The sequence below is a fragment of the Collimonas sp. genome (genome assembly GCF_039923675.1).
Classification (GTDB): Bacteria; Pseudomonadota; Gammaproteobacteria; order Burkholderiales; family Burkholderiaceae_D; genus Collimonas.
Window position 1 is genome coordinate 19,905 of sequence record NZ_JBDTCG010000101.1, and the last position, 25,429, is coordinate 45,333.

Consider the following 25,429-nt stretch of genomic DNA (forward strand, 5'->3'; position numbering starts at 1 on the left):
AGACGCGTACTCGGGGTAGCCAAGACGCACAGAACTTGCTCGCGGAAAATCAATCGCCGCTGCGTTTTGCGATGCGCGTTTTATAGCGATAGCTGGATAAATATTTCATTAAGCAATACTCAATAGGCTCGCGTCGATCCGACAAGGTGATTCTTTCGCAAACGAGCAAAGGATCGCCCTTCTGGATGTCCAGTAAACGCGCATCTTCTTGTTCGGCGGCGCCGGCGCTGAGATTTTCGACCGCCTCGGCAGGCGCAAATCCGAATTTCTCAGTCAGCAACTTGTACAAAGAGCCGGCGCGCTCTATCTGGGGGAGCGTGACTTTTGCTCCCAGCGGCAATACAAAATAGGCATCGTGCAAACCAACCGGCACATTGTCCATCAGGCGGATCCGATATACACGGAGCAACGGATCGCCCGGCCTCACGTTCAGCAGGCCGGCGATCGCCATCGATGCGGCAACCGGCTCGACGTTCAGAACGCGCTGGCCGGCGATGCTGCCGCGGTTATTTGCGTCCTGTGAAAAGCTGTCAATAAACCGAGTGGTGCCGCGCACGATGGCCGGCGCCACAAAAGTTCCGCGTCCATGCCCGCTGTAAATTATGCCGCGCTCCTCCATATAGCGCACCGCTTTGCGGACGGTGTCGCGACTGACTTCATAGCGCTCCGCCAGTTCGCGCTCGGAAGGCAGCGCCTGGTTGTCAGTGAGCATGCCCTGGCCGATTGTCGTGCCGATAATATTGGCAAGCCATTTGTAGCGCGGCAGGGTTAATCCGGTTGCATCGTCGATTTTCATCATATCGTCCCATGGTATAATGGTACGTACCAATTGTCAATTATCGAAATTTCCATTAAGCTGCCAGGCAGCTGCTTCCCCACATTCAGATTGCCATATCCTATGCTGATCAAAAATATATCATCAAGCGCGTGCCTGTCTTTGGTGTTGCTTTGCGCAGCTTGTGCAAGCATGGATGGCGATCGCTTGCAGCCGGCGTCCGCCGGCCGCAGTGTCGGCAGTTTACGCTTCATTGGCGAGCAGCGCATTCCCTTGGATTATCCATTCAAGGGAAGTATTGTCGGCGGCTTGTCCGGAATCGACTATGATCCGCGAACCAACAGCTGGGTGATGGAAAGCGATGATCGTTCAGAAGTCAATCCGGCGCGTTTTTATAGCGCTCGCCTAGACTATGACAGCGAAGATTTCCATGCCGTCGAGCTGACCGGCGTTACCTATTTCAGGCAGGTCGACGGCAGCCTCTATCCCGGCGTGGCTGATTTTCCTCAGCGCGGAGGAGGGCGTGGCGGCGAAGTGCCGGATATCGAGTCGATCCGCTTTGATCCGCAAGATAGCAGCATCTGGTATTCCAGTGAAGGCTATCGAAAGCTAGGGATGGGACCCTTTGTCAAGCAGGCCAGCCGCGATGGCGCTTATCTGGCGTCGCTGCCGCTGGCGCCGATGTTTCATATCGCGACGGATCGAGAACTCGGGCCGCGCGATAACCTGTCTTTTGAAGGTTTGAGTTTTTCGCCGGATGGCAGCTACCTGTGGGTAGGAATGGAAGCGCCCTTATATCAGGACGGTCCGCTGGCCAGCGTGCAGTCTGGCGCGATGGCGCGCATCACGAAATACACGCGTCAAGGCAAACCGCTTGGACAATATGCTTATCCGCTCGACGCCATTCCGGTTGCGCCGGCCGGTAAATATGCCGACAACGGCGTGTCCGAAATTCTGGCCATCAACGACCGTCAATTACTGGTGCTGGAACGCGCGGGGGTTCAGAATAGCCAAGGCGTATTCAAATTTTATATCCGGATCTATGAAATGGATGTCAGCGAGGCAACTGATATCGGCGCCATTGCATCATTGCAGGGCGCGGCCTATCAGCCGGTAAAAAAACATCTGATTCTGAATCTGAATGAAAGCAATCTCCCGTATGTAGATAACCTGGAAGGTATCGCATGGGGACCGCGGCTGGCCAACGGTCACGATAGCCTGGTGCTGGTTTCAGATAATAATTTCAACGCGACGCAGGTAACGCAGTTTCTTGCATTTGAAGTGATACCGCAGCAGGCGCGTTGACAATTTCTTGCCAGCGCTTGGCTGGCGCGGTGCCGTGATTTTTACTCCGCAGTATTTTTCAAATTGACAATCGTTCCACCGCCTGCCTGACTATATGACTGGCCTCTGATCGTCGCCTTGACGATCAACCAGCGATATCGATCTTTCCCTCCCTTTTTTTGCATCTTTTCCATGGGCGCGTCCGGCAATGGCGTGGTGATGGAGCGCCTCTGCACAGCTATTCCGGTCAGATAAAACATCAATGGTTCGTACCAGTCATGATAATGTCATATTTATCTTGTAAGCTTTGCGTGTGCTTAGAAAGCTTATATATATAGATATTGTTGGTTATAAGGAATTTATAAGGAAAAGTGGTTCGTACCATCTGGCATGGATATTGCTGATAAACGCTATGCAGCCGGCGCCGAAAATCCGGCCTGATCTTGCGGCGTGATCAATACATGAGAGTTTGAAAATGAAAACAACTTTGGATCGGATATTGCTCTGGGCAGTAGCGTCGCTAGTGCTTTCGCTAGCGATATTGGCATTGCCCGCGAACGCCGATACCGGCAAGCGCAAGCTGATCATCAGCCAAGACGCGTATGGACCTGGCGGCACCAATATGCAATCGATACTGATGTTGTTGCAGGCGCCGGATGTCGAGGTGCTTGGCATCGTGGTCGGCAGCGGCGATGGCTGGCGCGACGAAAACATCCAGCACACATTGCGTTTACTGGAAATCGCGGGCCGTACCGAGGTTCCTGTGTACGCCGGGACGGTGTTCCCGTTGCTTAACAGCGCCGAAAAAACGCAGCGCTGGGAGCGTATGTACGGCGAATTACTCTATAAGGGCGCCTGGTCCAGCCCGGTAGACAAAAAACGTCACGCCGATCCGTATGTGATCCCGGCCCAGCCAGAAGGAATGGCTACGATAAAGCCGGCAACGGAACCCGGTGTCGATTTCATGATTCGCAAGGTACATGAATTCCCGGGGGCGGTGACGATCTGGGCGGCCGGCCCGCTGACCGATCTGGCGGTGGCGGCTCGTCTTGATTCCTCATTCTCCGCGCTCGCCAAGGGACTGGTTTTCATGGGAGGAAGTTTCCGTCCGGTGCCTGCGGCCAATGCCTTCGCTGACGAATATCGGCATGACACTCGGCGCGAATTCAATCTGCGCTGGGACCCGGAGGCCGCTTCGATGGTGCTGCATGAACCGTGGAAACAGGTGGTGCAGATTCCTGTGGATCCGACCACGGCAACCTTGTTCCGGCCCGAGCTGTTGGCGCGGATTGCGAACGGCAAGACCGCCTTCGCGCGCTATATCGGACAGTACGGGCAGCCGTTTCCAATGTGGGATGAATTGGCGGCGATGGCCTGGATCGATCCCAGCATCGTGACAAAAAGCGCAACCGTGCTGGTCGACGTCGATACCAGTTTTACCGCCGGTTATGGCAACACTTTGAGCTGGGCCTTGGGAAAAGGTCCGCAACTCGGCGAACGGCCGGTGCTGGTGATTGAAGAAATCGATGTGCCGCGCTTCGAGCAATTGACTGTCGATCTGCTTACCCGTCCCCGAACCACGAATAGCGAAAGAGCGCACGCGCAATGAGCAATATATTTACAACCAGCGTTAAAACCAGCGCCGGCGATGGCAATCTGCGCCGATTCGGATTGCTGGCATTTGGCGACCCCAACCTGGATACGGTTATCGCGGTCGACGCCGTACCAAGAGCGGATCAGAAATGCCTTGGCCGGCGGCTCGATGCGTTTGCCGGCGGCACCGTCGCCAATGTTGCGTGCGCCGCCAGCCGCTTGGGCGTAGCGGCTGCGAGCTACGGCCGCATCGGAGCCGATACAGCCGGCGAGTTTCTGCGGGCGGAATTTCAACGCGCCGGCGTAACGACGGCATATCTGCGCAGCATGCCCGGAAAAGTTTCGGCCAATGCGCTGATCATGCTGGATAAATCTGGTGAAAAAGCGGTGGTGTATGAACCGATGCCGGGGCCGGCACTGGATCCGGAAACCATATCGCAAGCGCTGGTCGACAGCCGCATGGTGCATGCGATGCCCTACGATCTGGAAGAATTTGTTGAACTAAGCAAATTGGCGCATAGCGCCGGCACGGCGGTTTCGATCGACATCGAAACCGCGATGGTGAATGGGCCGGCTGGTCTCGACGCGTTGCTGGCCTTGTCCGATCTCGTATTCATGAACCAGCGGAGTTTCTCAGACATATTGAAAAAGCTGCCAACGGCCGCCAACGTTCGCCAGCTGCTTGAGCGCGGCCCGTCCATGGTCGTGGTGACGCGCGGGGCTGCTGGCGCTATAGCGGTCAGCCGTAAGCAGATGGTTGAGCAATCCGCTTTTCGGACGCAAGTCGTCGATACCACCGGCGCCGGCGACTGCTTCAACGGCGCATTTATCGCCGCGCTGCTGGAAGGCCGATCGTTGATGCAGGCCACCCGTTTTGCCTGCGCCGCCGCGTCTATTTCGGTGACGGCCGTCGGAGCGCGTTCCGGCTTGCCCGACCGCGAGGCGGTGTCAGCCTTGCTGGCCGCAGATCAATTACCTGATTATTGACATGGCCAATTCTTCTGCCTTTCAATTCAATTATTCAGCTTAATTATCAACTTAATTATTCAACTCAATTATTCAACCTAATCAACTAACGGAATTTTCATGACGTCTATAAAAACAACTCCAGCTTTCATTACTTTTACAGGAGTGGATCGCGCCGACCTGATACCTGGCATGCAGGAGCTTGCCGCGCGTTATCCGGTTGAATGGGGGGTCTTGTTTCAGGATGGACGCGAAGGTGAGCCGAGATTTCCGGCGGGCGATGTGCGGCAAGCCATTCGCTGCTCCGGCTTGCGGCTGTCGGCGCATGTATGCGGCGAGGCAGCGCGCGCGATCGTGGCGGGACAGTCGCCGGAACTCGATCTGGCGGGCTTTTCGCGGATTCAGGTCAACCATGGTTTCCACGGCAGCAGCGATATCGAAATACGCAACAGCCATACCTATGCAGCGCGTTACGGCATGCGCGCGGCGCTGCAGTGCCAGGGCGATTTCCCCTCGGATACGCGCGTGGACTGGCTGTACGACCTGTCTTTCGGTACCGGCATCCAGCCAAAAATATGGCCCTCGCTGGCCGTCGACCACCCGCTGTGCGGATACTCGGGCGGCTTTTCCGCCGCCAATATAGCCGCCCTGCTGGCCACTTTCCCGGTAGCGTCGCAAGTCGCGTACTGGATCGACATGGAATCTGGCGTGCGTACCGACGATCAATTCGATCTTGAAAAATGCACGACGATTTGCCAGCAGGTATTTGGCCGGTAAGTGAATCCAAAAGCCGATCCATAAGCCGAGCTGTCAGCCGAACAATCAGCCGCACATCAATCTTACCTGGGCGAGAAACCTTTGAAAATTCACCGATTCCTTGATCGATTTTTTCATCTGCATAGTCGCGGCACGACTGTCGGTCGTGAAATGGTCGCCGGTATGACGACCTTTGCCGCGATGAGCTACATCATCGTCGTCAATCCGATGATTTTATCCTCGACCGGCATGGATAAGCAGGGCTTGTTGCTGGCCACCGTGCTCTCGGCAGTGGTCGGCACCCTGATCATGGCGCTATGGGCGAATTTGCCAATCGCGCTCGCGCCCGGCATGGGTACCAATATCGTGTTCGCTCAGATATTGGTAGCGCAGATGGGCGTGTCGTGGCAAACCGGGCTGAGCATGGTGTTTTTGAATGCCCTGATCTTCCTGGCGTTATCGCTGACACGCTGGCGCGAACGTATCATCGCGGCATTTCCGGAACCGATCAAGCTTGGCATGCAATGTTCGATCGGTGCATTTGTCGCGTATCTGGGGCTGAAAAGCGCTGGCCTGGTGGTGACGGTTCCCGGCTCTATCGCAGGGCTGGGTAATCTCGGCGACTATGCCGCTTTGCTGGCGCTGGCCGGTATCGTGGCAACGCTGGTGCTGGTCAAGTGGCGGATTCCGGGCGCGTTGCTGATATCGATTATCGCCATCACCATAGCCGGCTCCTTCATACACGGCGTCGACGGCAAGGTGCTCACGGTATGGCCGGAGCATCTGGTCGCGATGCCAATTTTCAAGACCGACCTGATCGGCGCCTTCGATTTCCATGGATTTCTATCGAAGTTCCATTTGCTGTTGCCGGTCACGCTCTATTTCCTGCTGTCTGAATTTTTTGCCGGCACCGCAACCCTGTTTGGCGTAACCAGGCGCGCCAACTTGCTGACGGCATCCGGCAATCTGCCGGACGCGCGGGCAGCGTTTGCATCGGATGCGCTGGCTAGCGTGGTCGGCGCGGCAGTCGGCACCTCCACTGTCACCGCCTATGTCGAATCGGTGGCCGGCGTCGAGGCAGGTGGGCGCACCGGATTGGTGGGGGTCACGGTGGCGCTTCTGTTCGGACTGAGCCTGTTTTTCGCGCCATTGATCACGATTGTGCCAGTGCAAGCCACGGCTCCGGTGCTGGTGCTGGTTGGATTCCTGATGATGGAGGGATTGCGCGAAATCGACCTGTCGCGTTTCGATACCAGCCTGCCGCCGCTGTTGATGACGTTGGTGACAGTGTGGACCAGCGACCTGATGGTGGGCATGGCGTTTGGCTGTTTTGCGTACACGCTGCTCGTCGCCGTGCGGCAGCGGCCGCAAAGGGTGACGCTGGCCGTGCTGGCGCTGGATGCCGTATTCGTGCTGTACCTGGTTTTACGGAATTCGATTAATTAAATCATCAGATCAATAATTAAATAAAGAGAGCTGCCGCTATGCGTAAATGGGAAGAGCCGGAAAACCGCAAGGCCCGCATCGAAATCATTCCGATGATCGACGTCATGATGTTCCTGCTGGTTTTTTTCGTGCTGTTGAGTTTAAACGTGATCCCGGCCTTGGGCGTGAAGACTGCGTTGCCGTCGTCATCCACCGCCAAGGGCCTACAGACCCAGAATCTGGCACGCATCACCCTTACCGCGTCCGCTGAAATACAACTGGAAGGACAGACGGTGACTGCTGAAAGCCTGGTTTCGCGCCTGAAATCGATGGCGGCGAAAGAACCAGGCAAGAAGCTGGTACTACTGGTCAATGCCGATCAAAAGGTCGAATTCCAACATGTCATAGATCTGATGGATACCCTCAAGGGCAACGGTTTTGACGCGATCTCATTCATGACAAAACGGAAATAAGCCATGTCCATGTTTTATGCTAACCGGAATATGATCGCGGCTCTGCCCTCGGCCTCGCTGTTGGCCTTTCTGTTATTTGGAATGATCAGCAACGTCCGTCCGCTTAAACCGGCATACGACGAGCCGTTCAAACTGGAAATGGTTGAACCGCTCGAAATGCCGACACCGGTTCAGGCGCCGGCATTGCCCAGACCGTTGGCAACACCAGAAGTCAAACCGGAAGCGGCGGCGCCACAGCGGTCGCAGCCAGCAAGGCAGATCGAGCCGCAGCCGCCATCAACATCGTCATTGCCAGCGAGCCCGGCTGCAGCACCTGCGCCGGCGCAGCAAGCGTCTGCGACGCCTGCCGAGCCGGTGGCGCCATCGAAGCCGGCTGAGCCGACCCAGCCGGCGCCGGTTGCCGCCAAGCCGAACATCGACGGCGAGTACATCGGCCGGATCCGAAGCTACCTGAATTCGATAAAGCGCTATCCGAGCGGTCGTGAGGCGAGCCAATTGCGGCCCGAAGGGACGGTGAAGATCTGGTTCGTGTTACGGCGCGACGGTTCCCTGGTGGATAGCGGCATCGAGCAATCATCGAATTCGATTTTACTCGATGAAGCAGCACGCAAGACTGTCGGCAGAGCGACCTTCCCCGGCTTTCCGGAGCAGTTCATGGCAGATCAGGAGACGCATCGTTTTAGCGTGGATTTACAGTTCAGACCGGCGAATTGACGAAGCAATATAAAGCATGAAAATGTAAAACAAAACCGAAATATCAACGCAGTCCATTGAATGCAATCAAGGGGAAGTTAAATGAAATTCGAAGTCAACCGGCTGGCGCTGATCGTGTCTGGCCTATTCTTGGGCAATATGCAGGTAGCGCAGGCAGCCGACACCACCGATCTGGGGCAGATCAATGTGCAGGGCCTTCCCGGCGGCACCGGCACCGGCTTGATCCAGCAAGAGGAATCGCCGAAAGCCCGCAGTTCGGTGACAGCAGCGGCGATCGAAAAAAAGGCGCCGACCTCGACCGCTTTTCAGATGATCGAAACGCTGCCGGGCGTGTCGACCTTCGACCAGGATGGCACCGGCTTGTTCGGCGGCACATTGCGGGTACGCGGCTATAACAGCAACCAGATGGGCCTGACGCTGGATGGCGTGCCGTTGAACGATTCACTCAACTATACGATCAATATCCAGGAATTTGCCGATCCGGAAAATACCTGCGAAGTTTTTCTGACCCAAGGCAGTACTGACATCGACGCCCCGCATGTCGGCGCCAGCGGCGGCAATATCGGCATTTCAACCTGCGACCCGAAAGACAAGCTTGGCGGCAAGGTTGCATTCGCAGTGGGCAGCAACAGTTATCACAAAGAGTTTGTGCGCTTCGATTCCGGACGTTTCATGAACGATCGCGCCAAATTCTTTTTATCGCTGTCGCAAGCCGGCGCCGATAAATTCAAGGGCGACGGCAAGGCCGATCGCGAGCATCTTGACGCCAAGGCGGTGTTTAATTTCGACGGCGGCAGCTTTTCCAAGTTGAGCGCTCTCTACAACAAAATGAACAACGCCAACTATCGTACTGTCAGCAAGAACGATATCGCCAACGGCGGCTACGATCTCGATTTCGGCGCGCGCGCACCGCTGCACCAGCCTGCGATGGCCGGAACTACTCAAAACGACAGCACCTATGCACCCAACGCGGGCATTTTCGGCGCATCCGGCGCCCAGTACGCCGGTTTCAACAACAACCCGTTCGAGAATTACCAGATAGCGCTGCAAAACCACTGGCAAATTTCGCCCAAGGCCAGCATCGATGTGAATCCTTACTACAGTTACGGTTACGGCACCGGCGGCAACCAGTTGACTACCGTGACGGAGTCCAAGTCCAGCAGCGCACTGCATGGGGGTATCCGTGACGCCAACGGCGACGGCGACAGCCGCGACACGGTTGCCATGTATGGCAGCAACGTCAGCCAGACCGATCGTCTTGGCGTTACCGCCAAGGCCAACTATCAAGCGGGCATCCACAATGTGAGCGGCGGCGTCTGGTTTGACCGCGGCACTTCCAAGCAATACAGCCCGGTGGTAGCGATTGACAATAACGGCAACTCCGCCGACTACTGGCTCAGGGACAGCTCTGCCTATTTGCAATATCAGGACGGCACGCCCTATAACGCCTCAAGAAACTGGAAGACCAATGTCGATGCGCATACCTTGTTCCTGCAAGACAGCTTCGGCCTGCTCAACGATAAATTAAATATATTGCTAGGCTTGAAGCGCCAGTCTGTCTCACGCGACTTCAACAATTATGCCAGCGGCTCGGGCGTCAATGCCAATGGCGTGAACTACAGTGAGCATCAGGATTTCTCGGACAACCTGGCCAACCTCGGCTTGCGCTATCAGTTTACCGATAAGCAATCGGCTTTTTTTAACGCGGGCCAGAACGCGCGCGCTCCTGAAAATAGCGCGAACACGGGATTGGCGCAATTGACGGGCAATAATTATTCAACTTCGATCGTCAACGGTGTAATGGTGGCCAAGGATGCGGCTGGCCATATCATTCCAGTCAATATTCTGGCGGTGAACGTCAAACCTGAGAAATCCAACAATTTCGATTTAGGTTACCGCTTCAGCGGCGAGCAGCTGACATTCTCCGGCTCCGCGTTCTATGTGGATTTTAAAGATCGTCTTTCCAGCCAATACGATCCCAGCACCAATCTGAGCACCCAATTCAACGTCGGAAAATCCAGGACCGTCGGCTTTGAACTGGAAGCAGGCTACAAGGTGAACAGCAACTGGAACGTCTACAGTTCCATGACGCGCACGGAATCGACAATGCTGGAAGACAAGGTCTTCGCCAAAACCACCAACGGTGGCGCGGCCGCATTGCCGACCTCGGGAAAACAGATGCCGGACACGCCGAAATGGCTGGCTTCGCTCTCCTTGCAGTACAACTACGGATCGTTTTATTCGTCGATCCAAGGACGCTATGTCGGCGCACGTTATACCTCACTGGTCAATGACGATCAGGTCGGCGGCTATACCTTATACGATATCGGCGCCGGCTATCGCTTTGCGCCAACTGCTTTCATGAAGACGCCGACGATCCGCCTGACGGTATCGAATTTGTTCAGCAAGCAGTACCTGAGCATGACCGGCACCAGCGGCTCCTCGTTTACAAGCAACGTCAATCCGGTCGTGACAGCGCAAGGCACTGTGGCCGGCAACTTATCGGCGTCCGGTAATCCGACTTCGCCGTCGTTTTACGTCGGTGCGCCGCGCGCCTTGCAAATATCCATGAGCTCGGATTTTTAATCCAGAAGTGCATTCTTGTTTCAACCCGGTGCCGCCATCCAAGGCGGCACATCATTTCGACCAGGTATCCCTATGAACATCATTGAGCTATTCCATAGTCTTACGTTTTATGCGATGTACGGCGCCGCTGCGCTTGCCGTATTTGTCATCATTGAACGGCAAATTTTTTACATGACCGGCAGGCGCGACGCCAGCGCCATCCTGCGTCTCATGGCCGGCGCCGCCAACGATCCGACGCAGATTCCGGATGGATTCAAGAAGCGCAAATCGACCCCGGCGCAGTTGCTGCGCGAGGCCATGCAGTTCCGCGATGCGAAGCTGGCCCCGGCGCGCCTGGAAGACCTTTCGGAGGCGATTTATCTGTCCAGCAGATCGCGTGTAATCGCCCGCTTGTGGATATTGGATACGATCGTGACCGCGGCGCCGCTGCTGGGGCTGGTCGGCACCATCCTGGGGATTATCGATACGTTTTCGGTGTTGGCTTCATCCGGCATTTCGGATCCATCCGGTGTATCCAAGGGCATCGGTACTGCACTCTATGCGACTGCCTTGGGCATATCGATAGCGCTGTTCGGACTGCTTTTTTATAATTTCCTGCGCGAATGCTCGGATCGTTTGAACGACCAGCTGAAAGAGCTGTTGCTGAGAATCACCGATCCGTCGCACTGAATCCGGCGTTCGTTGTCGCTTGTCTTGAGAAAACCGGGTCTTTTCTTCTCATATCCGTAATTCAGTCTAACTACATTCGACCGCCATGACACTCATCTCCAGTAATTTGATGCGCAAGCCGGAATCGGAGCAAGCAGATAACGACGACGTTGGTTCGCTTGTCCGCATCGCTGCCGGCGACCGCCAGTCGTTATCTTCCCTATACCTGAAGTATCACCGCAGGTTAAGCCGCTTCCTCGAACGGGTGACGTATTGCGAAGATGCGATTGAGGAAGCGATTAACGACACATTCCTGGTGGTCTGGCAAAAAGCCCGTGAATTTCGTGGAGAGGCGCGGGTGTCGACCTGGATCATGGGAATCGCCTACCGCACCGCGCTCAAGTCGCTGCGCAGGACAGGGCAGGCTCTGTGGGAAAAAACCGCCCCTGCCGGCGACTTATTGATCGCCTGTCCTTTCGACGACCATGAAGTGCTCGACTGGGTCGCCAAAGGGCTGATTCTCTTGCCGTTCGATCAGCGAGTGACATTGGAGTTGACGTATTGGATGGGGTACACGCAGGAAGAGATTGCCGAGATCATGGAGTGTCCCGTCAGCACAATAAAAGCCAGGATGTTTCGCGCCCGCGCCACTCTGCGCAACACCTTGCCCCAACTAGGTGGTTTTTTGGTGCAGCGGCCGGGTCTCGGAACGTCTCCGGGAGCGGATCGATCAAGCTGCGCGCAGCACTAATCCGCGGCGGCCGAGGCAATGCTCTCGATGCGCAACGCATTTCATAAATACACCCCGTGCAAAACAAGCCGATGCACGGGGTATTTTTCAGTGACGGATAAGATCGATCAGCTCCAGATTGGGCTCCTTGACGCCTAAATGACGCAGCATCGTCAATTCGTCGCCGGACAGCGGCCCGATCTGGAAATACGGTCCACCGTGCAGATGGACGCCGCTCAATTTGGTGTGAATCGCGCAGTCGTTGATCGGAATTTCAATTGCGCCGGCGCCGGGCTTGGATACCTTCAAAATGTTGCCCGACAGCGTCTCGAAAAGAGCAGTAGTGTGATTTGCGTGCATGATTGTCCTCTGGTTAGGTTATGTCGCGGTTGCCAAGCCACCCTGGCTGTCGTTTCAGGATTTCACAGAGCTTTACGGCTTTTCAACAACCTCGCACGGCAAATAATCACTCCGTTTTCTTCCTGCGACCTTGGTTCCGCCGAATCTTTATTGCGGGATACGAACCCTTCTCGATTTTGCCAATGGAAGTTTTGCGCCGCGTTCTCTGACGTCATCTCGTTTCGAATACACATTGAGATTGTGTATGGCAGTAGGGAGGGCGCGCATGCCAACGTCGATTGTTGATTGCAGATTGCAGATTGTCGAACGCAAAACAAGTGCTCGTCCCATTTTGGTGAGGATCATTAATTGATTCGCACGCCGACCATTTTTTTCGCTCATCGGAAGTCGGTCTGACTACGTGGAGGTATGCTGGCCGCAAGGAATTGGAGAATTGCGTTGCGCGTCACGCAGGCGCATAAATTCATAATCGGGGGTGGGAATGCCGGCATTTACTTTCATTACACGGAAATCAACCTCCACAACGGCCGAAGCGCCTGTCGCGCCGGATAACGCAGCGTCAACCGAATCGGCGAGCGGCAAAAAAAACAGCGCAAGAAGAACCGCGTCGAGTTCTTTTCTCGCACCGCTAAATAGCATCCGCAGCGGTTATCGTGCCGGGGTCAAGACAATCATGGGACGGCCAACCAGCGTTGGCGGTCCTCTGCCTGGCACTTCCCTGGCGTTAGAGCGCCCGCCTAGAACTCAGCTCAAGAAGAAACCCGAGCAAGCTCCTTCAGCTGAACCTCAGGATATTGCAGGCAAGTTCGATGACATTGTGGAGCAAGCGAAGTCCTTGCAGAAACGTCTGACGCAGCCATCGCACGGCCTGGCGGATAGACCGGGCGGCGCGACCACCGTCTGGGAAAAATTGGTCGCATGCTTTCCTGTGCTTCAACCGCATGCAGTGCCGAAATTGCAGACGTTCCAGGCGAGGCCCTTGAAGCAAGTCAATTCATCAGGCGCGTCGACGACCGCGGAAGCCGAATCCATCAAAACCCGTTTGGCGCAAAACTTGCAGGATCGTGAACAAGAATATCAGGAGGCGCGTCAGGAATGGCAAACGCAGACAAATGCATATCAGGATTTGAAAGCGCAGCGTGAAGCACTTGAAGAGAAGATTGCCATGCTGACTCCCTTGAGTGAAAAAGCAGGACAGGACATAGGCAACATCCAGAACCGGGTAACGGCTGCGGAGCACGCGCCAAGCTTTTCCCCGCAACGGCTGGAGGTGAGGAGCCTGAAGCAAGAAGCCGAGCGCCTCGAAGGGCAGCTTCAGCAATTCCGGTTGCAGCAATCTTCGCACAGTGGGCGGCTGGCGCCGTTGCTGCAAAGAGAAACCACTGCAGCAGACGCGAGCTCACGAGCTGAAAAAAAGATGCTGCATGCAGCCTCACGTCTGCATGCGCTGGTGACGACCAGTGAGGTAAATGACATAGCTGGAACCGTCTTGGCGTCAGACATCGCTGTCAAGCACCTGGACTTTACCCAGGCGGAATTGGGCCGGCTCAGCGATATTTCTCAGGCGCTGCTTAAGCAATGCGAGACCGACAAGGCCAGTCTGGAACCTGCTCTTGGCGCGCTGGTAGAGGCGCATCAGCAGATATGTGAAAACCTGCAATTGGTGCACACCGAATGTACTGTGCAACAACATACGCACGCCTCTCTCAAGAACGACCTAAGCCTGGTGCTCGGCCACAAAAGCGTTCTGCAACAACGTTCGACGGCCATTTCCGGGCAGCCTGAAGCCGATACCAATGCGGATGCCGATGAATTGAGCTCTATCCAGGCGGAGTGCATGCATTTCGAGCAGCTGGAAGAGGTCCTTAACGGCTTGATTGCGGAAATCGGGACGCTGGTGGCCTCGGCGGAGGCGCGTGTCGAGCACGCGGTTGGCGAGGCTGAACATGTTCTTGAACAAATGGATGCGGTGATGCGCGACCTTCACACCGCACGGAGCGGCATCCAGGGCTCTGAGAAAGCACAGGAAGCGCTGTCGTCGGCCAAGGCTGTGGTTGAGGAAAAACTGGGCGTCACGATCCCCGAGAACCAGAAAATTCATTCAATATCGGATGATGTGACCTCAAAGTCAGTCGACAAGTTGCTGCTGCACCCGCCGGGCTTCGGCGCCGCGGCAACGCTTCCGGCTTTAAGCCGGGAATTGCATATCGCAATGCATACGATACCGCCGAATCCGGCGGCTGACGCTCTGCCGAAGGCGGATATTGCCGAAAGCCTTTCCTATGCCTTGGCGATAGCGAGCGCAGGCGACGCCCAACGCGCCACCGCAATGTTGCAGGAGTTGAGAGCACGCCCCACCTTGTCCATGGTCATGCGAGAAGATGGCGCAGGAGCGTCTAGCTCATCGTCGGCGCAAACTCCGGCCGACCTCAAGGCCTTATTCCACCTGATGGCCGACATGCCGCGTGGGATCGAAGTATTGCAATCGCTAGGCAATAACGGTGGTGAAGTCCTTGCCGGCAAACAGTTGGTTGCATTGCGGGTGTATTGGCAAGCCGATAAGGCAATTTCCCAGTCAAAATCGGCGCCGGTCGTGGCGTGGCTGAATGACGCTAAATTGGTAGCTGCGGAAAGGTTGCAGCTGGATACCGGGGCCGACCCGGAGCAGCATTTGTCTGAACGGTTCGGCGAGCGCCAGCTGGGCGCCTACAATGCGGTGCGAAACGGCTATGTCAGCAATGCGCCTGGCTCGCCCTACGATGCGCGCGACAAGGAGTTGCGTAAAGTCGGCGAAGAGTGGATGCAGCGCAGGCTGGGACGCTACGGGGAAGGCTTGTTGCGGGGACTTGCCCCGTCTCGCGCAAAAACACCGTTTACATCACGCGCTCTGGCAAATACGGCAGCAATGGCCGAGCGTTTCGGCATCACGACGCATGCGAGCAAGGTCGCTGCCGCGATCTCGGCGGCAGCTTCGTCATTGGGCGAAGCTGCCAAAGGCTTGCCGCTGGGCTCTCTACACAGCGATGAACAAGAGCATTGTCTGGCCGTGACGGTTTTATGCGATCACATAAGAGAAAACTTCAGCGCACTGCGTGCGTTGACGCCGAAGGATTTCGATGCGATCAGAAAACGCTTCAATCAAGCGCTGCCGCCGGCAGCAGCCGCCACAACCGCGAAGAAGCAAACATTGCCTGAAGCATTCGAGGAATATGCCGCCGAAGCCAATGCCATGGCACACAGCAGCAGCTCCCTTCCTTTGGGCCGTAAAGCCGATATCGGCGTGAGCGCGGAGTCTGTCTTGCGCGACGTGTCGGAGCAATTTCTGCAAAGAAATGCTGAGCACTTGAGTCCGCAGCAGATTGATTCTATCGTGGCCGGGCTTGGTCTTGACGCAGCAGAGGTTCAGGATAATTTCCGCCTCTCGCACATTTCACGTTACGGGCAAGGGCAGAAATTGCGCCTCGACGATAACCAGGACTTGGTCAAATTTTACAGGCCGATGTTCGAAGAATGGGGACTGCGCAATAAATTAAAGACATCGAACGGCGGGGCGCTGGGCCTAGGTCTGCCTTTTCTGCCTTATATGTCGCCCAAGATTGTCAGCCCTGTGCTAACTGCCGGCTATTCTGAGAAACACGAAGCCTTTGTTCAATTCTTTCAGCCTATTCTTGGATTCGAAATGATGGTGGGTGAGAGCAAGACCAAAACCACGGACGGCAGTGTGGGCGTTACTGTCGGCAAGACGCATGGCAAGCACCTCTATGGCGGCGGAACGGCGACGATAGCCGCAGCGCACGAGCGCATGACGATGAAGGGCACTGTTGTGCGTTTTCTGCGCGCACGGGGACAAGATGAAGCGCAGCGCCAGAACATGTTGAAGGCGTGGGAATCCACGGTCTTATGGAGTGAACTGAAACCGGCGAAAAGTGATGCCGGTTTCTCTGGGCCGATGGAGGCCATCCTTTGCCGACTGCCTGACGCGGTGGTTACCGGATTTGATGCCGGATCTATCGCAACCCAGGCAGAAGCCAGAGGAAGTGCCGGCCTCCGGCTGCAAACCAAACCGGACAAGCGCGGGGCTGAATATGGCCTTGGTGCGATATTGACCGTCAAGGGGAAAGCGCAAAGGGCCTTTGAATACCGGACGGAAGATAAAGCCGCAGTATATGTGGTGTCCGACAAATCAAGCACCGGCAAGCAGACTTTCAATGCTTCACTGGATGTGCAGTTACCGCTACCGCGTAATGTAAAAACCCTGCCTTTGCCGCTACATACACACACACTTCCCTTAGCGGTACCGGACAACGCCAAGGCAAGTCCTGCATCGCTCGGCAAGAAAGGTGCATTGGGCGGAGGCAGTTTGCCCATCGACTTTTCATTTGAACGAGAGTTTGCCCAGCACCTGCAGAAACATGGATTGTCGCCGTTCCGCATCAATGACAAGCAGGATTGCGACCTTGATCGGCATTATTTTGGCGCCAAGGAAATGCTGGCGGAGATTTCCGCAAACCGCGACCAGTGGTGCGCTCGCGCCTTGGAGACGCTGCCGGAAGTAAACGGAACCAAGGATACGCCGGAGAATCGCGCCGAGGCGCAGAGACTGCTCAGTCAGTTTGAAAGGGAGATCGTGGCCTTGGAAAAAGATGGCAAGTATTGTCAGTTCAACGTCAATTACTCAATGCGGTCCCAGGCATCCGGACGCATCGATGGCGCTCGGCTGGTCGGCGGGCTGGCCGAAGTCCTGGGCGATGCTGGTCGAGTGAGCGAAAAAATCAAATTGGCTGATGCCGTTTTGCAGCAATCGTCCACGTGGCGCCCACTAATGCTGATCGTTCGGGAAAAGGGCAAGGAGGCGGCCAGTCTTGGTCTCAACTTCGGATTACGCGTGCAGAGTGTCGCCACAGTCGATGGACAGCGCACTGCAGCGCAATTTCCCTTGGCGTAGCCGAATTCGGATCCGCCTCAAAATTTCTGTTGAAAATCTCGCTGTTGCGCATGGCGGTGCGATATTGTCGAAGCTCGGAACTGAGAGCAGGGCATACCGTTCTTTTGCAAGTGCTGAAGATGCTTGTGTGACGTTACGGAGCATATTGTGTGACGCCTACCGCAATTGATAAGGCCTGCGAGGCAGCGAACCGGCTTGGCAACATGATTCACCAATCCAATCCGCCAGAGGGCGCGAGAGCGGAGTATCACGCAATTGAGATGCCCGAGGACAATCGGGAACCGACCACGTAGTCCTGTTTTTATTCCTCCGAGTTTTTGTGGGCGCCGGCGAATTTGGTGTTGAGATGAATACGCTCTACCGCAGCATTTGCTTCGCTGGCAGATAACTGTCTTCGTTGCGGCCATCGCCGATACGCAGCGCCCACAGTTAGAGTCTATCAATCCGATTAACTACGCTCGGGGTCGCGGCCAAAAGCCACGTCTTCAATTCCATCATGACTATCGATCGAATCAAATCCCCATCACCTTTGCATGTCGAAGCCACTCCCAGTCAGACCGATGTGCAATCCGGAAGCGCGACCGGCAGGGCCCGTGAGCGTTCATCTGAAGCAGCGGCAAGCGCAGGCGGTTTGCCGGCCAGCTATCTCCAGCGCGGCGTCACAGCCATCTCTTCCTTTGCGCCACGCAGCCATCTGCGGACGCTTTCAAGCAGCGGCTGGAACGCCGTCGCGCAGAGTGGTCAGACGCTGAGTGCCGCTTGTCATGCGATCGCCAATTTCGCTTGCGGCGTCCTCGCCAGTTCTGCTGCTGTTCCCGCTGTCCCGGACGCACCGCCGACCGCTCTGGAGCAGGAAAAAGGCGATCACGGCGTCACACAGGCCCGGTTTGATCAATTCATGAGCAAGCATCAGGCGGTGTTTTCGCCATCCGCCTCTGCCGGGCGCGATTTGCGCAGCCTCAACGATACTGCCGGCGTGCTGCTGATTCCGGCCAGGGACGGCAGGTTTACCGTGATGGAAAGGCTGAAAGTGGTAGCTGACACTGTACATGTCGGCAATACCGGGACCGAGCAACGTTTATTTGTCGTTGGCTATGGCGGCCGCCCCATCAAACTGGATGAACTCGATCACGCGCTGGAGGAAATCAATGCAGCGCCCGGGGCGGCCGTCAAAGGAAAGGGAAAAGTTCCGGCCACTCAAATGGAAACACCTTTGCGCAGCGCCATCATGGCTCTGTCCGAGCATTCGCCGCTGTCGGCACGCAGAGATAGCAAGGAATCAGACGACAAGTTCATGCTGTTGCCGCCGAATCCTTCGATATTTCCGCGTAAAAGCACCTGGGCCAATGCCGAGCACGCAATGCCGCACGGCGTCGGCACGCGCGATGCGGACGGATTTTTTCCCATCTACATGGACCACAACAAGATCGAAAACCATTTGCTGATCTTCAAGAAAGAAAAGTCAGCAACGGCGGGCAAGAGCGAAGCCGGCCATCCGACTTCGGTCAATATAGATGGCGCGGTGCTGGCCGACATCCAGGGCATCAAAAGCATCGAAGTGATGGGGCCGGCGGGCCAGGAGATGGGCGTCAAGGGCGCCAAGCTGCGCAGTTGGGCCGACCTCAACCTCAACCTTGACCTCGAAAGCGGCCGCGCGCCGCGCGCCGATGTCACGCTGCATATCACCACAGAAGATGCGGCCGTGCATCGGCTGGTCCTCGGCGACAACGGCATCAAGATGTCGCTTGTCAACCCGCAGCCGGCGCTGGCGGGCAAGGCGGCAGGCAGGGCGTTCGGCATGGATGAAACGGTGCATGCGCGCGTTGATGTCGACGTCTATTCATATCAGGGCCGCGATACCGGCAAGACCGGCAGCAAGGACGGTTTTGCCGATCCGGAATTGATCTTGTCGACGGGCGACAAGCTCAAGGCCGGCCCTTTGCTGAAGGGGCCTCCTGCTGCCGCATTGGCGACTGGCACCGGCGGCATCCGGCGCTTTACCGGCGACACCGTTGCCGATGCCGCGAGTGCTGCCACCGAGGTGCTGGCGGGACATGGCCAATCATTGGCCAAACTGGTGCTGGGAGCGGCAACCATGGCGCCGACCCTGGCCGGCGGCAGGGGGGCGGTCACCTACACCTTGAACCTGGCGACCAAATCCTTTGTCACTGCCGCCGTGGTGGTCGGGCTTAACGATGCGCTCAAGTTCTACAAACATTCGCCGAATGGCGCTATCGCCGGCGGTTCGCATGGGTTCAGCGCGGCTGGCGGACAAAGCGTCAATCCTGAAGTATTGTTTTGCGCGATCACCTCGATGGTAGTGGTGCAGGAAGCGCTGACCCATGTTTTTTCTTTCGTCGGCAAATTTATTCCGGCGCAGAGCAAGGACCGCGAAACCAAGGCCTCGATTCTGCTGAATGATTTGCTGGTGCCCGCCATTCCGGAGTTCACCCGCTTGGTCAGCAATCTTCTGGTGCAAAAAGGTTTCGGCTTCAACCGTGGCAGCAAGGCAGATGTCATCGGCCTGCTAGGCGCCTCGCTGGTCAACGCCGGCATTGACCAGTTGTGGAAAAATCGCGTCGGCGAAGAAGAAAACCATCCGGCAGCGCACAGTGCAAGAGCCATTGCGCGCTTTATGAACGATATTGCTTTCCGCTCTTTGGGCAATACTTATAATTCGGCAAAATTCAATTCGCATACGGTGGTTGCCGATTATCGCGAAGCGATCGTGACGCGCCTGGCAACCCGCAGCCTGGACAAGCTGGTGTTGCCCATCGTGGCGACGGTGCTCAATGGCTGTGGCATCGTGGGACCCAATGCCGGCGCCTATGACGGCCAGATCGAGCGCGAACGCGGATTCAACAATGCGATTTCAGTGCTGCTTGGCTTTGCCAACGACGTCGCCGCCGTCGGCGATCGGATGGGGGCGCATTTTGGCGACATCAAGATGATCCGCAACGCCATTTTTTCCGTTACCGATAGCCTTGAACACGTCAAGCAGTGGAGCAACCGCATCACGCTCAAGCCAAAAGGACGGATAGAGGGCGAAATCATAGCCGTACATGACGCCATCGAGTTCCATGCGATGGCGCCGCAGCAGCAACAGGAATATCTGGAGCAACTGGAACAGACGATGAATGAAATGGTTGCCAACCTGACCGCCCAGGGAGCTTCCAGCAGCAGCCAGCCCGATCCCGGCAATCTGCCGACGGCGCAACCGGTGCAAAACAACCGCAGTCAATTGCCGCCGAAATCGGCGGCCTACATGGCCCGACTGGACCAGGACCACGCACTGTACATGCAACAGGCGACCAAGGATACGCCGGGTTACAGCGCTTATCCGGTCAACCTCAGCTTCGACGGCAAAGCTCATCCGGCGGGCGCCGCCGCAGCGCCGTTCGGCCTGAGCGATTCGGCAAAGATTCCAAAGACGCTCACCACCTGGAGCTGGAACGCGCAAGCCTACGCATTGCCTACGCACGAAGCGATGTTGAAAGGGCCGGGACTGGATTCCATGCGGGCGTCCAAGCCGGAGCTGTCGCCGGAGCTGCAAAAAAACATTACCCAGGCGGTACGCGATTACACCATCGAATCGCAATATTTTCATTATCCACTACGTTGGGAAAGCACCGGCCAGGCCAAGCATCAGCCGGTAGTGCCGGGCATCGATTTTGTCTACAACATCATGAACAAGCCGGGCAACACCGAAGGTCCGTCGGAAAGCCATCGCATGGGCGGGGACAAGCATTTCGATCCGATCGAGGCGATCCATATCAATCTGGGCGCGTTGCATTCCAAGAAATTTCCAGCCATCGTGCAACGCGCCGTGGTGACGGAAGCGCCCTACGTCGAGCGCAAAACCGCAGATACCCCAGATTGCCATGTTGCTACCGGCGATGTCGCCACGCTGACTGAGATATTGTCGGCCTCGATGTCTAGCCGCCTGGCGGCGGCGTTCGGACAAGCGCTGGGTTTTGGCGCGGCGCCAAAAGCACAAAATCAACGCCTGGTGATGCGCCAGCAGACGGCCCTGAATATTTCCGCGGAATCCGATCTGGGACAAGCCGAAGTGATTGTCTTGCCGGGCGCTCTGTACAACATCCGGCATGTCGACAAGTCGCCGCCTAAACCGCAACTCCAGCCTGGCGAACCGCAGGATCTGGCAAAGGACATCGGCCAGGTGGTATACATGGACAGCATCGATACCGGAAAACTGGAAAAAAGATACTGCGATTTCCTTGAGGGAAAATTAACCGCGGCAGACGATGGCGCGTCAATGGTGCATCCTGAATCCGGACATTTCCACACTTACGACGCCAAAAGCAGGCAAGCCGTCTACGAGGCGCCGACCAAGAATTATTTTCTTGGCAGACCGCTCGAAAGTGCTTCACCGAGCACCGTGCATGCGCGCTGGCGACACCCGTATACCTCGGATTTCTCACCGCGCACCACCAAGGACGCGATCCATGCCGCGATCTTGCGCGGCGATCCCATCGTGGCGCATCTGGATGACGCCACCAAGAATATCCACCATGAGCATTTCCGGCTGCTGAACGGCTACTATGAAACGCCGACCGGCATCCGCGAGGTGGAGCAAAAGGCTGTCGTCCGCAAACAGGCCGCGGCGATTTCTGCGGCCTTTCCTGAACGTTCCGACCTGATCTTGACGGTCGTCAACGGCATGCCAGGCGAAATGCTTGCCTGGACCGCCGCCAGCATGCTACGCAAGCCGGTCAGCATGGTCCGGGTCGGACCCGGACATGAAATCGACATGGATAGCCGGGTCGACATAAACAAGACTTACGACAAGGTGTCGCTGTTTGCCGAGCCGGCCGTCATGATAGGCGTCGGCGACGACGGGTTTTATGCGATTCGCAGCGAGGACGGCAAGCACACGGCGCTAAAAATGGATGTCAGCGGGGAGGGGCACAGCGCCGGCAACCTGTTGCATGTGTTTCACCGCGCCGCCTATGCCGGCGACCGTCAGTACAAGCTGGCGACCGTGGCGGACGGCAGTAGCCGCCTGTCGGCCGGCAAGACGGAGAAAAACACGGTTGACCAGTTACTGAGCAAACTCAAGGGGTTTGCGCAAACCTCTTCCTACATGGTGTGGGAACAAGCCTTGGTGGATAAATTCACGGCGCTGGGCGGAAATCCGGCCGCGCCGGCGGACGGGATGGCAGCGCCAGGAAAGCAAAAAGCCTGATGCGGTCGCGCGCATGTTCGGCATTTTCCCTCTCAGAGAAGGCCCGGATATCCAGACAACGCTGAGCAGCATTCGCGGTTTCGTTTTGCAATTCCTGTATTCGCGCTTGCATTCCGGTTGCGGCGCCAATCTGCGATCTTTGAGTTTCTTTTAACCCTTGGAGATTTATATGGCTCACCACTCGGTAACTAACCCTTCGCCACCTCCCGCGCACACGCCTCCCACGCACGCACCAGACAAGACGCAGGGGCCTGATAAAACGGACAAATCCAAAAAAGATAAAAAAAAGGATGATTCCAATAGCGCTGATCAGGACACTCTGAACGCCCTGATAGTTAACTTCGCTATCTCTATCATGCAGAAATCGATACAGCAATCGAAAGAAATAAATGCAGATCTCAAGGCGGAGGATTCAGATGCGTTTTGACAGCGCCCATCCGAGACCGTATCGTCAAGTTGAATTCACTTCAATCTTCGACGAGATGACACGGTTCGAAACCGAGCAGCGGAAATGCGGTGACGATCGCGGGCTTTTAGCTGAGCATGGCGATTGGCTGAAGCATCGGCTGAGAAGCAAGAATACCGATGGCAGGATTGCCATCTGAAGTGGTCCGGCAGGTGAGCGGGTGCGATAGCAGTCGCATCACCTGTTTTCCGTTTCCATGTCAGTTTTCATCGAAGTACATGACAGCGTAGATCAATCGTGAAAATAGAGAAAAATTATGCTGCTTGCCGTATCCGCTGGATCGTATTGTCCGGGCTGGCGTCGATGCTGCTGCCGACGAACGTCGCGCGTGCCGATTGCTTCGACGACGCCGCGGCTTACCATGGCGTGAATCCGACCATACTGCGGGCAATTGCCTGGCAAGAATCCCATAACAAGGCCGATGCGATCCACGTCAATTCGAACGGCTCTACCGACTATGGCGTCATGCAGATAAACTCGGTTCATCTGGCCGAACTCGCCAAGTACGGGGTTCACCGACAGACCCTGCTGCAACCTTGCCAGAACGTGTATGTCGCGGCGTGGCATCTGCGGCGTATGGTCAGTAAATACGGTAACAACTGGAAAGCGGTCGGCGCCTATCATTCTGAACAGATGCTGGAACGCGACGCCTATGCGCTAAGCATTAAGCGTATTGTCGCCGCCTGGAGCGATATTCCACTTGCCGCTTCGGATCGTCACGGTGCGGCCGGGCAAAAATTAAACGTAAAACCATAGTGTAAAAAAAGACAGGGAGAATTGTTATGAGTGCTGTAATTTCGATTAATGAAAACAGCGTACGCGCGTCCCGCATCGCGACTGAATGCGGAAGACTGCGCAAGTACATCCATCAGCGCCTGAATGATGCCGATGAATTTTCCAATTTGCTGGAACAGCAAGAATTTCTCTTTGAAATGGTGCCAGCCCTGCGCAGCGAAATTCAGGGAATACTCACGCCGGCAATGCGCGCAGCGCTGCAAGTCAAGAATGTCGACGTTGATTGCGAGATCGGAGCGGAGGTTGAAGGAGAGTTGACGGATGACGGCAATAGCATTCGCTGCGAGATCATAGACAATTTCAGCGGTAACGCTGAACTTGAGAGAGCTTGCGAAATGTGGTTGCTGGTCCGATACGGAACCTATCGGCTGCTCAAGGAATTCAGGTTATTGCAAGCGCACTGCGCAATCGAGCGCTTGCCGTATTGCCCCGAGCTGGACGGCAGATATCCTTTCCGTGACGCCGAATCCCGGCCTGTAATGATTCGAAAAATATGGCAGGCGAAGGCCGCTGCGTCGGGACAAGTATATTCGCCCGATGCGGTCTGGCCTTCGATCGACCCGCTGGCGACTGCGCAGGCGAGAATGGCGCGTTACCAATCGATGATTCAATGCCGGTTGATCGAATCCAGCGACCTGCAGGATCCAAGGGAGTCGAGCCTGGTCGGCGAAAGAGGCGTTTTCACGATTCGTCAAGTGCAGAAAGGCGAATGCGTCGGGGTTTACGGCGGCCGCCTGATGACGCCTGCAATGTATTTCATGTTACGTTCCGATTCGTTCGCGATTTCATCGGTCAGCGGCAATGCAGTCTCGTTCCTGGATGGCGAAAACATCTTGGCGATGATGAACACTTCCCTCGAATACGACGCGTCCGGCCATTGCGCCCGGCAATCGCCGGACGCCTACAATGTCGAACCGGTGGCTTTTGACGTCGAGTCGGATATCGGCAGGAAATTTTCGATCCGCGCATTTTTTTCCACGCGCGATATTCCCGCCGGCGAAGAACTCAGATGGAACTATAGATATTCCGATGCCATGGTCCGTCAGGTTTTCGGGACGCGGCTGTAGTCCAGGCAGGTATTGCTTCAGTGCGACTTGCCTGAATACCCTGTGCTGTATGAATAACTGCTCATCTTGTGTTCGCTTGGGATGGTGTTGATTCGCTCGATAAAACATGGTCGCCTTGTTTGTACGTGAGACTGTCATCTATCCAGGTTGGATTTTACGTGAGGTACCGGAATGAACATCAAATTTCCAAGTAATTTTTTCAAGAGCTGTTTCGGACTTGACTCGAACGAAACGAAAAGCTCCGCACAAGGGAGACCTCATAGCCGATCCGCAAAATTTTCCGCAGATCCGCGTTTTCCGTCGCGTCGGGAGCCTGCTGGGGCTTCATTCACAGGCGGCCGTCCGTCTGCTTCGACCGGAAGCGCTGCGCGGCCGGCAAGCCATGCCGAGTCGGGGCCTCGATACCGGTCACAGACCGCGCCAACCGGGAAAACGAATTACCCTTCGCAAGGTCCAACTGGCGTCGACAAGGGAGCGGGAGCGGCGAAAGCTGCTGCAGGAACTCCTGCTCAAAATTTGCTGCGCGAATTCAGCATACGCGAGTTGGACGCCATGACGGACAAACACTGGCAAACTGCGCTTGCGATTCTCGGCGCGCCACACACTAGTGCGACCTCCGGCGTGCCGCTGGCCAGCAACT

General features: G+C 56.2%; 18 protein-coding genes. 15 read left to right on the forward strand and 3 right to left on the reverse strand.

Annotated elements, in window-relative coordinates; genetic code table 11:
- Window positions 1–49: 49 nt before the first annotated feature.
- A complete protein-coding gene (locus ABI171_RS23060) occupies window positions 50–799 on the reverse strand; it encodes a GntR family transcriptional regulator (protein ID WP_348094883.1) in 750 nt (249 codons plus the stop codon).
- Between the two features lie 168 nt (window positions 800–967).
- Here ABI171_RS23060 and ABI171_RS23065 point away from each other — a divergent pair, with 168 nt between their 5' ends.
- Window positions 968–2,080 (forward strand): esterase-like activity of phytase family protein, encoded by a 1,113-nt coding sequence (locus ABI171_RS23065; RefSeq protein WP_348094884.1) that lies wholly within the window; start codon window positions 968–970, stop codon window positions 2,078–2,080.
- A 41-nt stretch (window positions 2,081–2,121) separates the two neighbouring features.
- On the opposite strand, the gene ABI171_RS23070 is transcribed toward ABI171_RS23065, so the two are convergent.
- Complete coding sequence (locus tag ABI171_RS23070) at window positions 2,122–2,319, reverse strand: hypothetical protein (protein ID WP_348094885.1); 198 nt, start codon at window positions 2,317–2,319, stop codon at window positions 2,122–2,124.
- A gap of 215 nt (window positions 2,320–2,534) precedes the next feature.
- On the opposite strand from ABI171_RS23070, the gene ABI171_RS23075 reads away from it, so the two are divergent.
- The 9 genes from ABI171_RS23075 (at window position 2,535) to ABI171_RS23115 (ending at window position 11,971) form a co-directional block, all read left to right on the forward strand.
- Complete coding sequence (locus ABI171_RS23075) at window positions 2,535–3,668, forward strand: nucleoside hydrolase (protein ID WP_348094886.1); 1,134 nt, start codon at window positions 2,535–2,537, stop codon at window positions 3,666–3,668.
- A complete protein-coding gene (locus ABI171_RS23080; protein WP_348094887.1) occupies window positions 3,665–4,639 on the forward strand; it encodes a carbohydrate kinase family protein in 975 nt (324 codons plus the stop codon). Before ABI171_RS23075 ends, ABI171_RS23080 begins: the two co-directional genes overlap by 4 nt.
- Window positions 4,640–4,738: 99 nt before the next feature.
- On the forward strand, window positions 4,739–5,395 hold the full coding sequence (locus ABI171_RS23085) for a hypothetical protein (protein WP_348094888.1): 657 nt from the start codon (window positions 4,739–4,741) through the stop codon (window positions 5,393–5,395).
- An 81-nt stretch (window positions 5,396–5,476) separates the two neighbouring features.
- A complete protein-coding gene (locus ABI171_RS23090; protein WP_348094889.1) occupies window positions 5,477–6,820 on the forward strand; it encodes an NCS2 family permease in 1,344 nt (447 codons plus the stop codon).
- Window positions 6,821–6,858: 38 nt separating this feature from the next.
- Window positions 6,859–7,272 (forward strand): biopolymer transporter ExbD, encoded by a 414-nt coding sequence (locus tag ABI171_RS23095; RefSeq protein WP_348094890.1) that lies wholly within the window; start codon window positions 6,859–6,861, stop codon window positions 7,270–7,272.
- A 3-nt stretch (window positions 7,273–7,275) separates the two neighbouring features.
- Window positions 7,276–7,986: a TonB family protein gene (locus ABI171_RS23100; RefSeq protein ID WP_348099368.1), complete on the forward strand. Its 711-nt coding sequence runs from the start codon at window positions 7,276–7,278 to the stop codon at window positions 7,984–7,986.
- Window positions 7,987–8,067: 81 nt separating this feature from the next.
- Complete coding sequence (locus ABI171_RS23105; RefSeq protein ID WP_348094892.1) at window positions 8,068–10,572, forward strand: TonB-dependent receptor; 2,505 nt, start codon at window positions 8,068–8,070, stop codon at window positions 10,570–10,572.
- Window positions 10,573–10,644: 72 nt separating this feature from the next.
- Window positions 10,645–11,241 (forward strand): MotA/TolQ/ExbB proton channel family protein, encoded by a 597-nt coding sequence (locus tag ABI171_RS23110; RefSeq protein WP_348094893.1) that lies wholly within the window; start codon window positions 10,645–10,647, stop codon window positions 11,239–11,241.
- Window positions 11,242–11,326: 85 nt separating this feature from the next.
- On the forward strand, window positions 11,327–11,971 hold the full coding sequence (locus ABI171_RS23115; protein ID WP_348094894.1) for an RNA polymerase sigma factor: 645 nt from the start codon (window positions 11,327–11,329) through the stop codon (window positions 11,969–11,971).
- 87 nt (window positions 11,972–12,058) lie between these two features.
- Here the strand turns inward: ABI171_RS23115 and ABI171_RS23120 are convergent, their stop codons facing one another.
- On the reverse strand, window positions 12,059–12,310 hold the full coding sequence (locus ABI171_RS23120; RefSeq protein ID WP_348094895.1) for a hypothetical protein: 252 nt from the start codon (window positions 12,308–12,310) through the stop codon (window positions 12,059–12,061).
- A 481-nt stretch (window positions 12,311–12,791) separates the two neighbouring features.
- Between ABI171_RS23120 and ABI171_RS23125 the strand changes: the two genes are divergently transcribed.
- From ABI171_RS23125 to ABI171_RS23145, 5 genes are all read left to right on the forward strand, one after another.
- On the forward strand, window positions 12,792–17,255 hold the full coding sequence (locus ABI171_RS23125) for a hypothetical protein (RefSeq protein ID WP_348094896.1): 4,464 nt from the start codon (window positions 12,792–12,794) through the stop codon (window positions 17,253–17,255).
- Between the two features lie 496 nt (window positions 17,256–17,751).
- On the forward strand, window positions 17,752–22,461 hold the full coding sequence (locus ABI171_RS23130; RefSeq protein ID WP_348094897.1) for a hypothetical protein: 4,710 nt from the start codon (window positions 17,752–17,754) through the stop codon (window positions 22,459–22,461).
- Between the two features lie 169 nt (window positions 22,462–22,630).
- Complete coding sequence (locus ABI171_RS23135) at window positions 22,631–22,888, forward strand: hypothetical protein (RefSeq protein WP_348094898.1); 258 nt, start codon at window positions 22,631–22,633, stop codon at window positions 22,886–22,888.
- Window positions 22,889–23,230: 342 nt separating this feature from the next.
- A complete protein-coding gene (locus ABI171_RS23140; protein ID WP_348094902.1) occupies window positions 23,231–23,683 on the forward strand; it encodes a lytic transglycosylase domain-containing protein in 453 nt (150 codons plus the stop codon).
- Window positions 23,684–23,709: 26 nt separating this feature from the next.
- Complete coding sequence (locus tag ABI171_RS23145; RefSeq protein ID WP_348094900.1) at window positions 23,710–24,789, forward strand: hypothetical protein; 1,080 nt, start codon at window positions 23,710–23,712, stop codon at window positions 24,787–24,789.
- Window positions 24,790–25,429 lie beyond the last annotated feature (640 nt).

Excerpts from the sequence above, each read along its gene's own strand:
- ABI171_RS23060 (WP_348094883.1), bottom strand. The coding sequence starts at position 799 with ATGATGAAAATCGACGATGCAACCGGATTAACCCTGCCGCGCTACAAA.
- ABI171_RS23065 (WP_348094884.1), top strand. The coding sequence starts at position 968 with ATGGATGGCGATCGCTTGCAGCCGGCGTCCGCCGGCCGCAGTGTCGGC.
- ABI171_RS23070 (WP_348094885.1), bottom strand. The coding sequence starts at position 2,319 with ATGTTTTATCTGACCGGAATAGCTGTGCAGAGGCGCTCCATCACCACG.
- ABI171_RS23075 (WP_348094886.1), top strand. The coding sequence starts at position 2,535 with ATGAAAACAACTTTGGATCGGATATTGCTCTGGGCAGTAGCGTCGCTA.
- ABI171_RS23080 (WP_348094887.1), top strand. The coding sequence starts at position 3,665 with ATGAGCAATATATTTACAACCAGCGTTAAAACCAGCGCCGGCGATGGC.
- ABI171_RS23085 (WP_348094888.1), top strand. The coding sequence starts at position 4,739 with ATGACGTCTATAAAAACAACTCCAGCTTTCATTACTTTTACAGGAGTG.
- ABI171_RS23095 (WP_348094890.1), top strand. The coding sequence starts at position 6,859 with ATGCGTAAATGGGAAGAGCCGGAAAACCGCAAGGCCCGCATCGAAATC.
- ABI171_RS23100 (WP_348099368.1), top strand. The coding sequence starts at position 7,276 with ATGTCCATGTTTTATGCTAACCGGAATATGATCGCGGCTCTGCCCTCG.
- ABI171_RS23105 (WP_348094892.1), top strand. The coding sequence starts at position 8,068 with ATGAAATTCGAAGTCAACCGGCTGGCGCTGATCGTGTCTGGCCTATTC.
- ABI171_RS23110 (WP_348094893.1), top strand. The coding sequence starts at position 10,645 with ATGAACATCATTGAGCTATTCCATAGTCTTACGTTTTATGCGATGTAC.
- ABI171_RS23115 (WP_348094894.1), top strand. The coding sequence starts at position 11,327 with ATGACACTCATCTCCAGTAATTTGATGCGCAAGCCGGAATCGGAGCAA.
- ABI171_RS23120 (WP_348094895.1), bottom strand. The coding sequence starts at position 12,310 with ATGCACGCAAATCACACTACTGCTCTTTTCGAGACGCTGTCGGGCAAC.
- ABI171_RS23125 (WP_348094896.1), top strand. The coding sequence starts at position 12,792 with ATGCCGGCATTTACTTTCATTACACGGAAATCAACCTCCACAACGGCC.
- ABI171_RS23130 (WP_348094897.1), top strand. The coding sequence starts at position 17,752 with ATGACTATCGATCGAATCAAATCCCCATCACCTTTGCATGTCGAAGCC.
- ABI171_RS23135 (WP_348094898.1), top strand. The coding sequence starts at position 22,631 with ATGGCTCACCACTCGGTAACTAACCCTTCGCCACCTCCCGCGCACACG.
- ABI171_RS23140 (WP_348094902.1), top strand. The coding sequence starts at position 23,231 with ATGCTGCTGCCGACGAACGTCGCGCGTGCCGATTGCTTCGACGACGCC.
- ABI171_RS23145 (WP_348094900.1), top strand. The coding sequence starts at position 23,710 with ATGAGTGCTGTAATTTCGATTAATGAAAACAGCGTACGCGCGTCCCGC.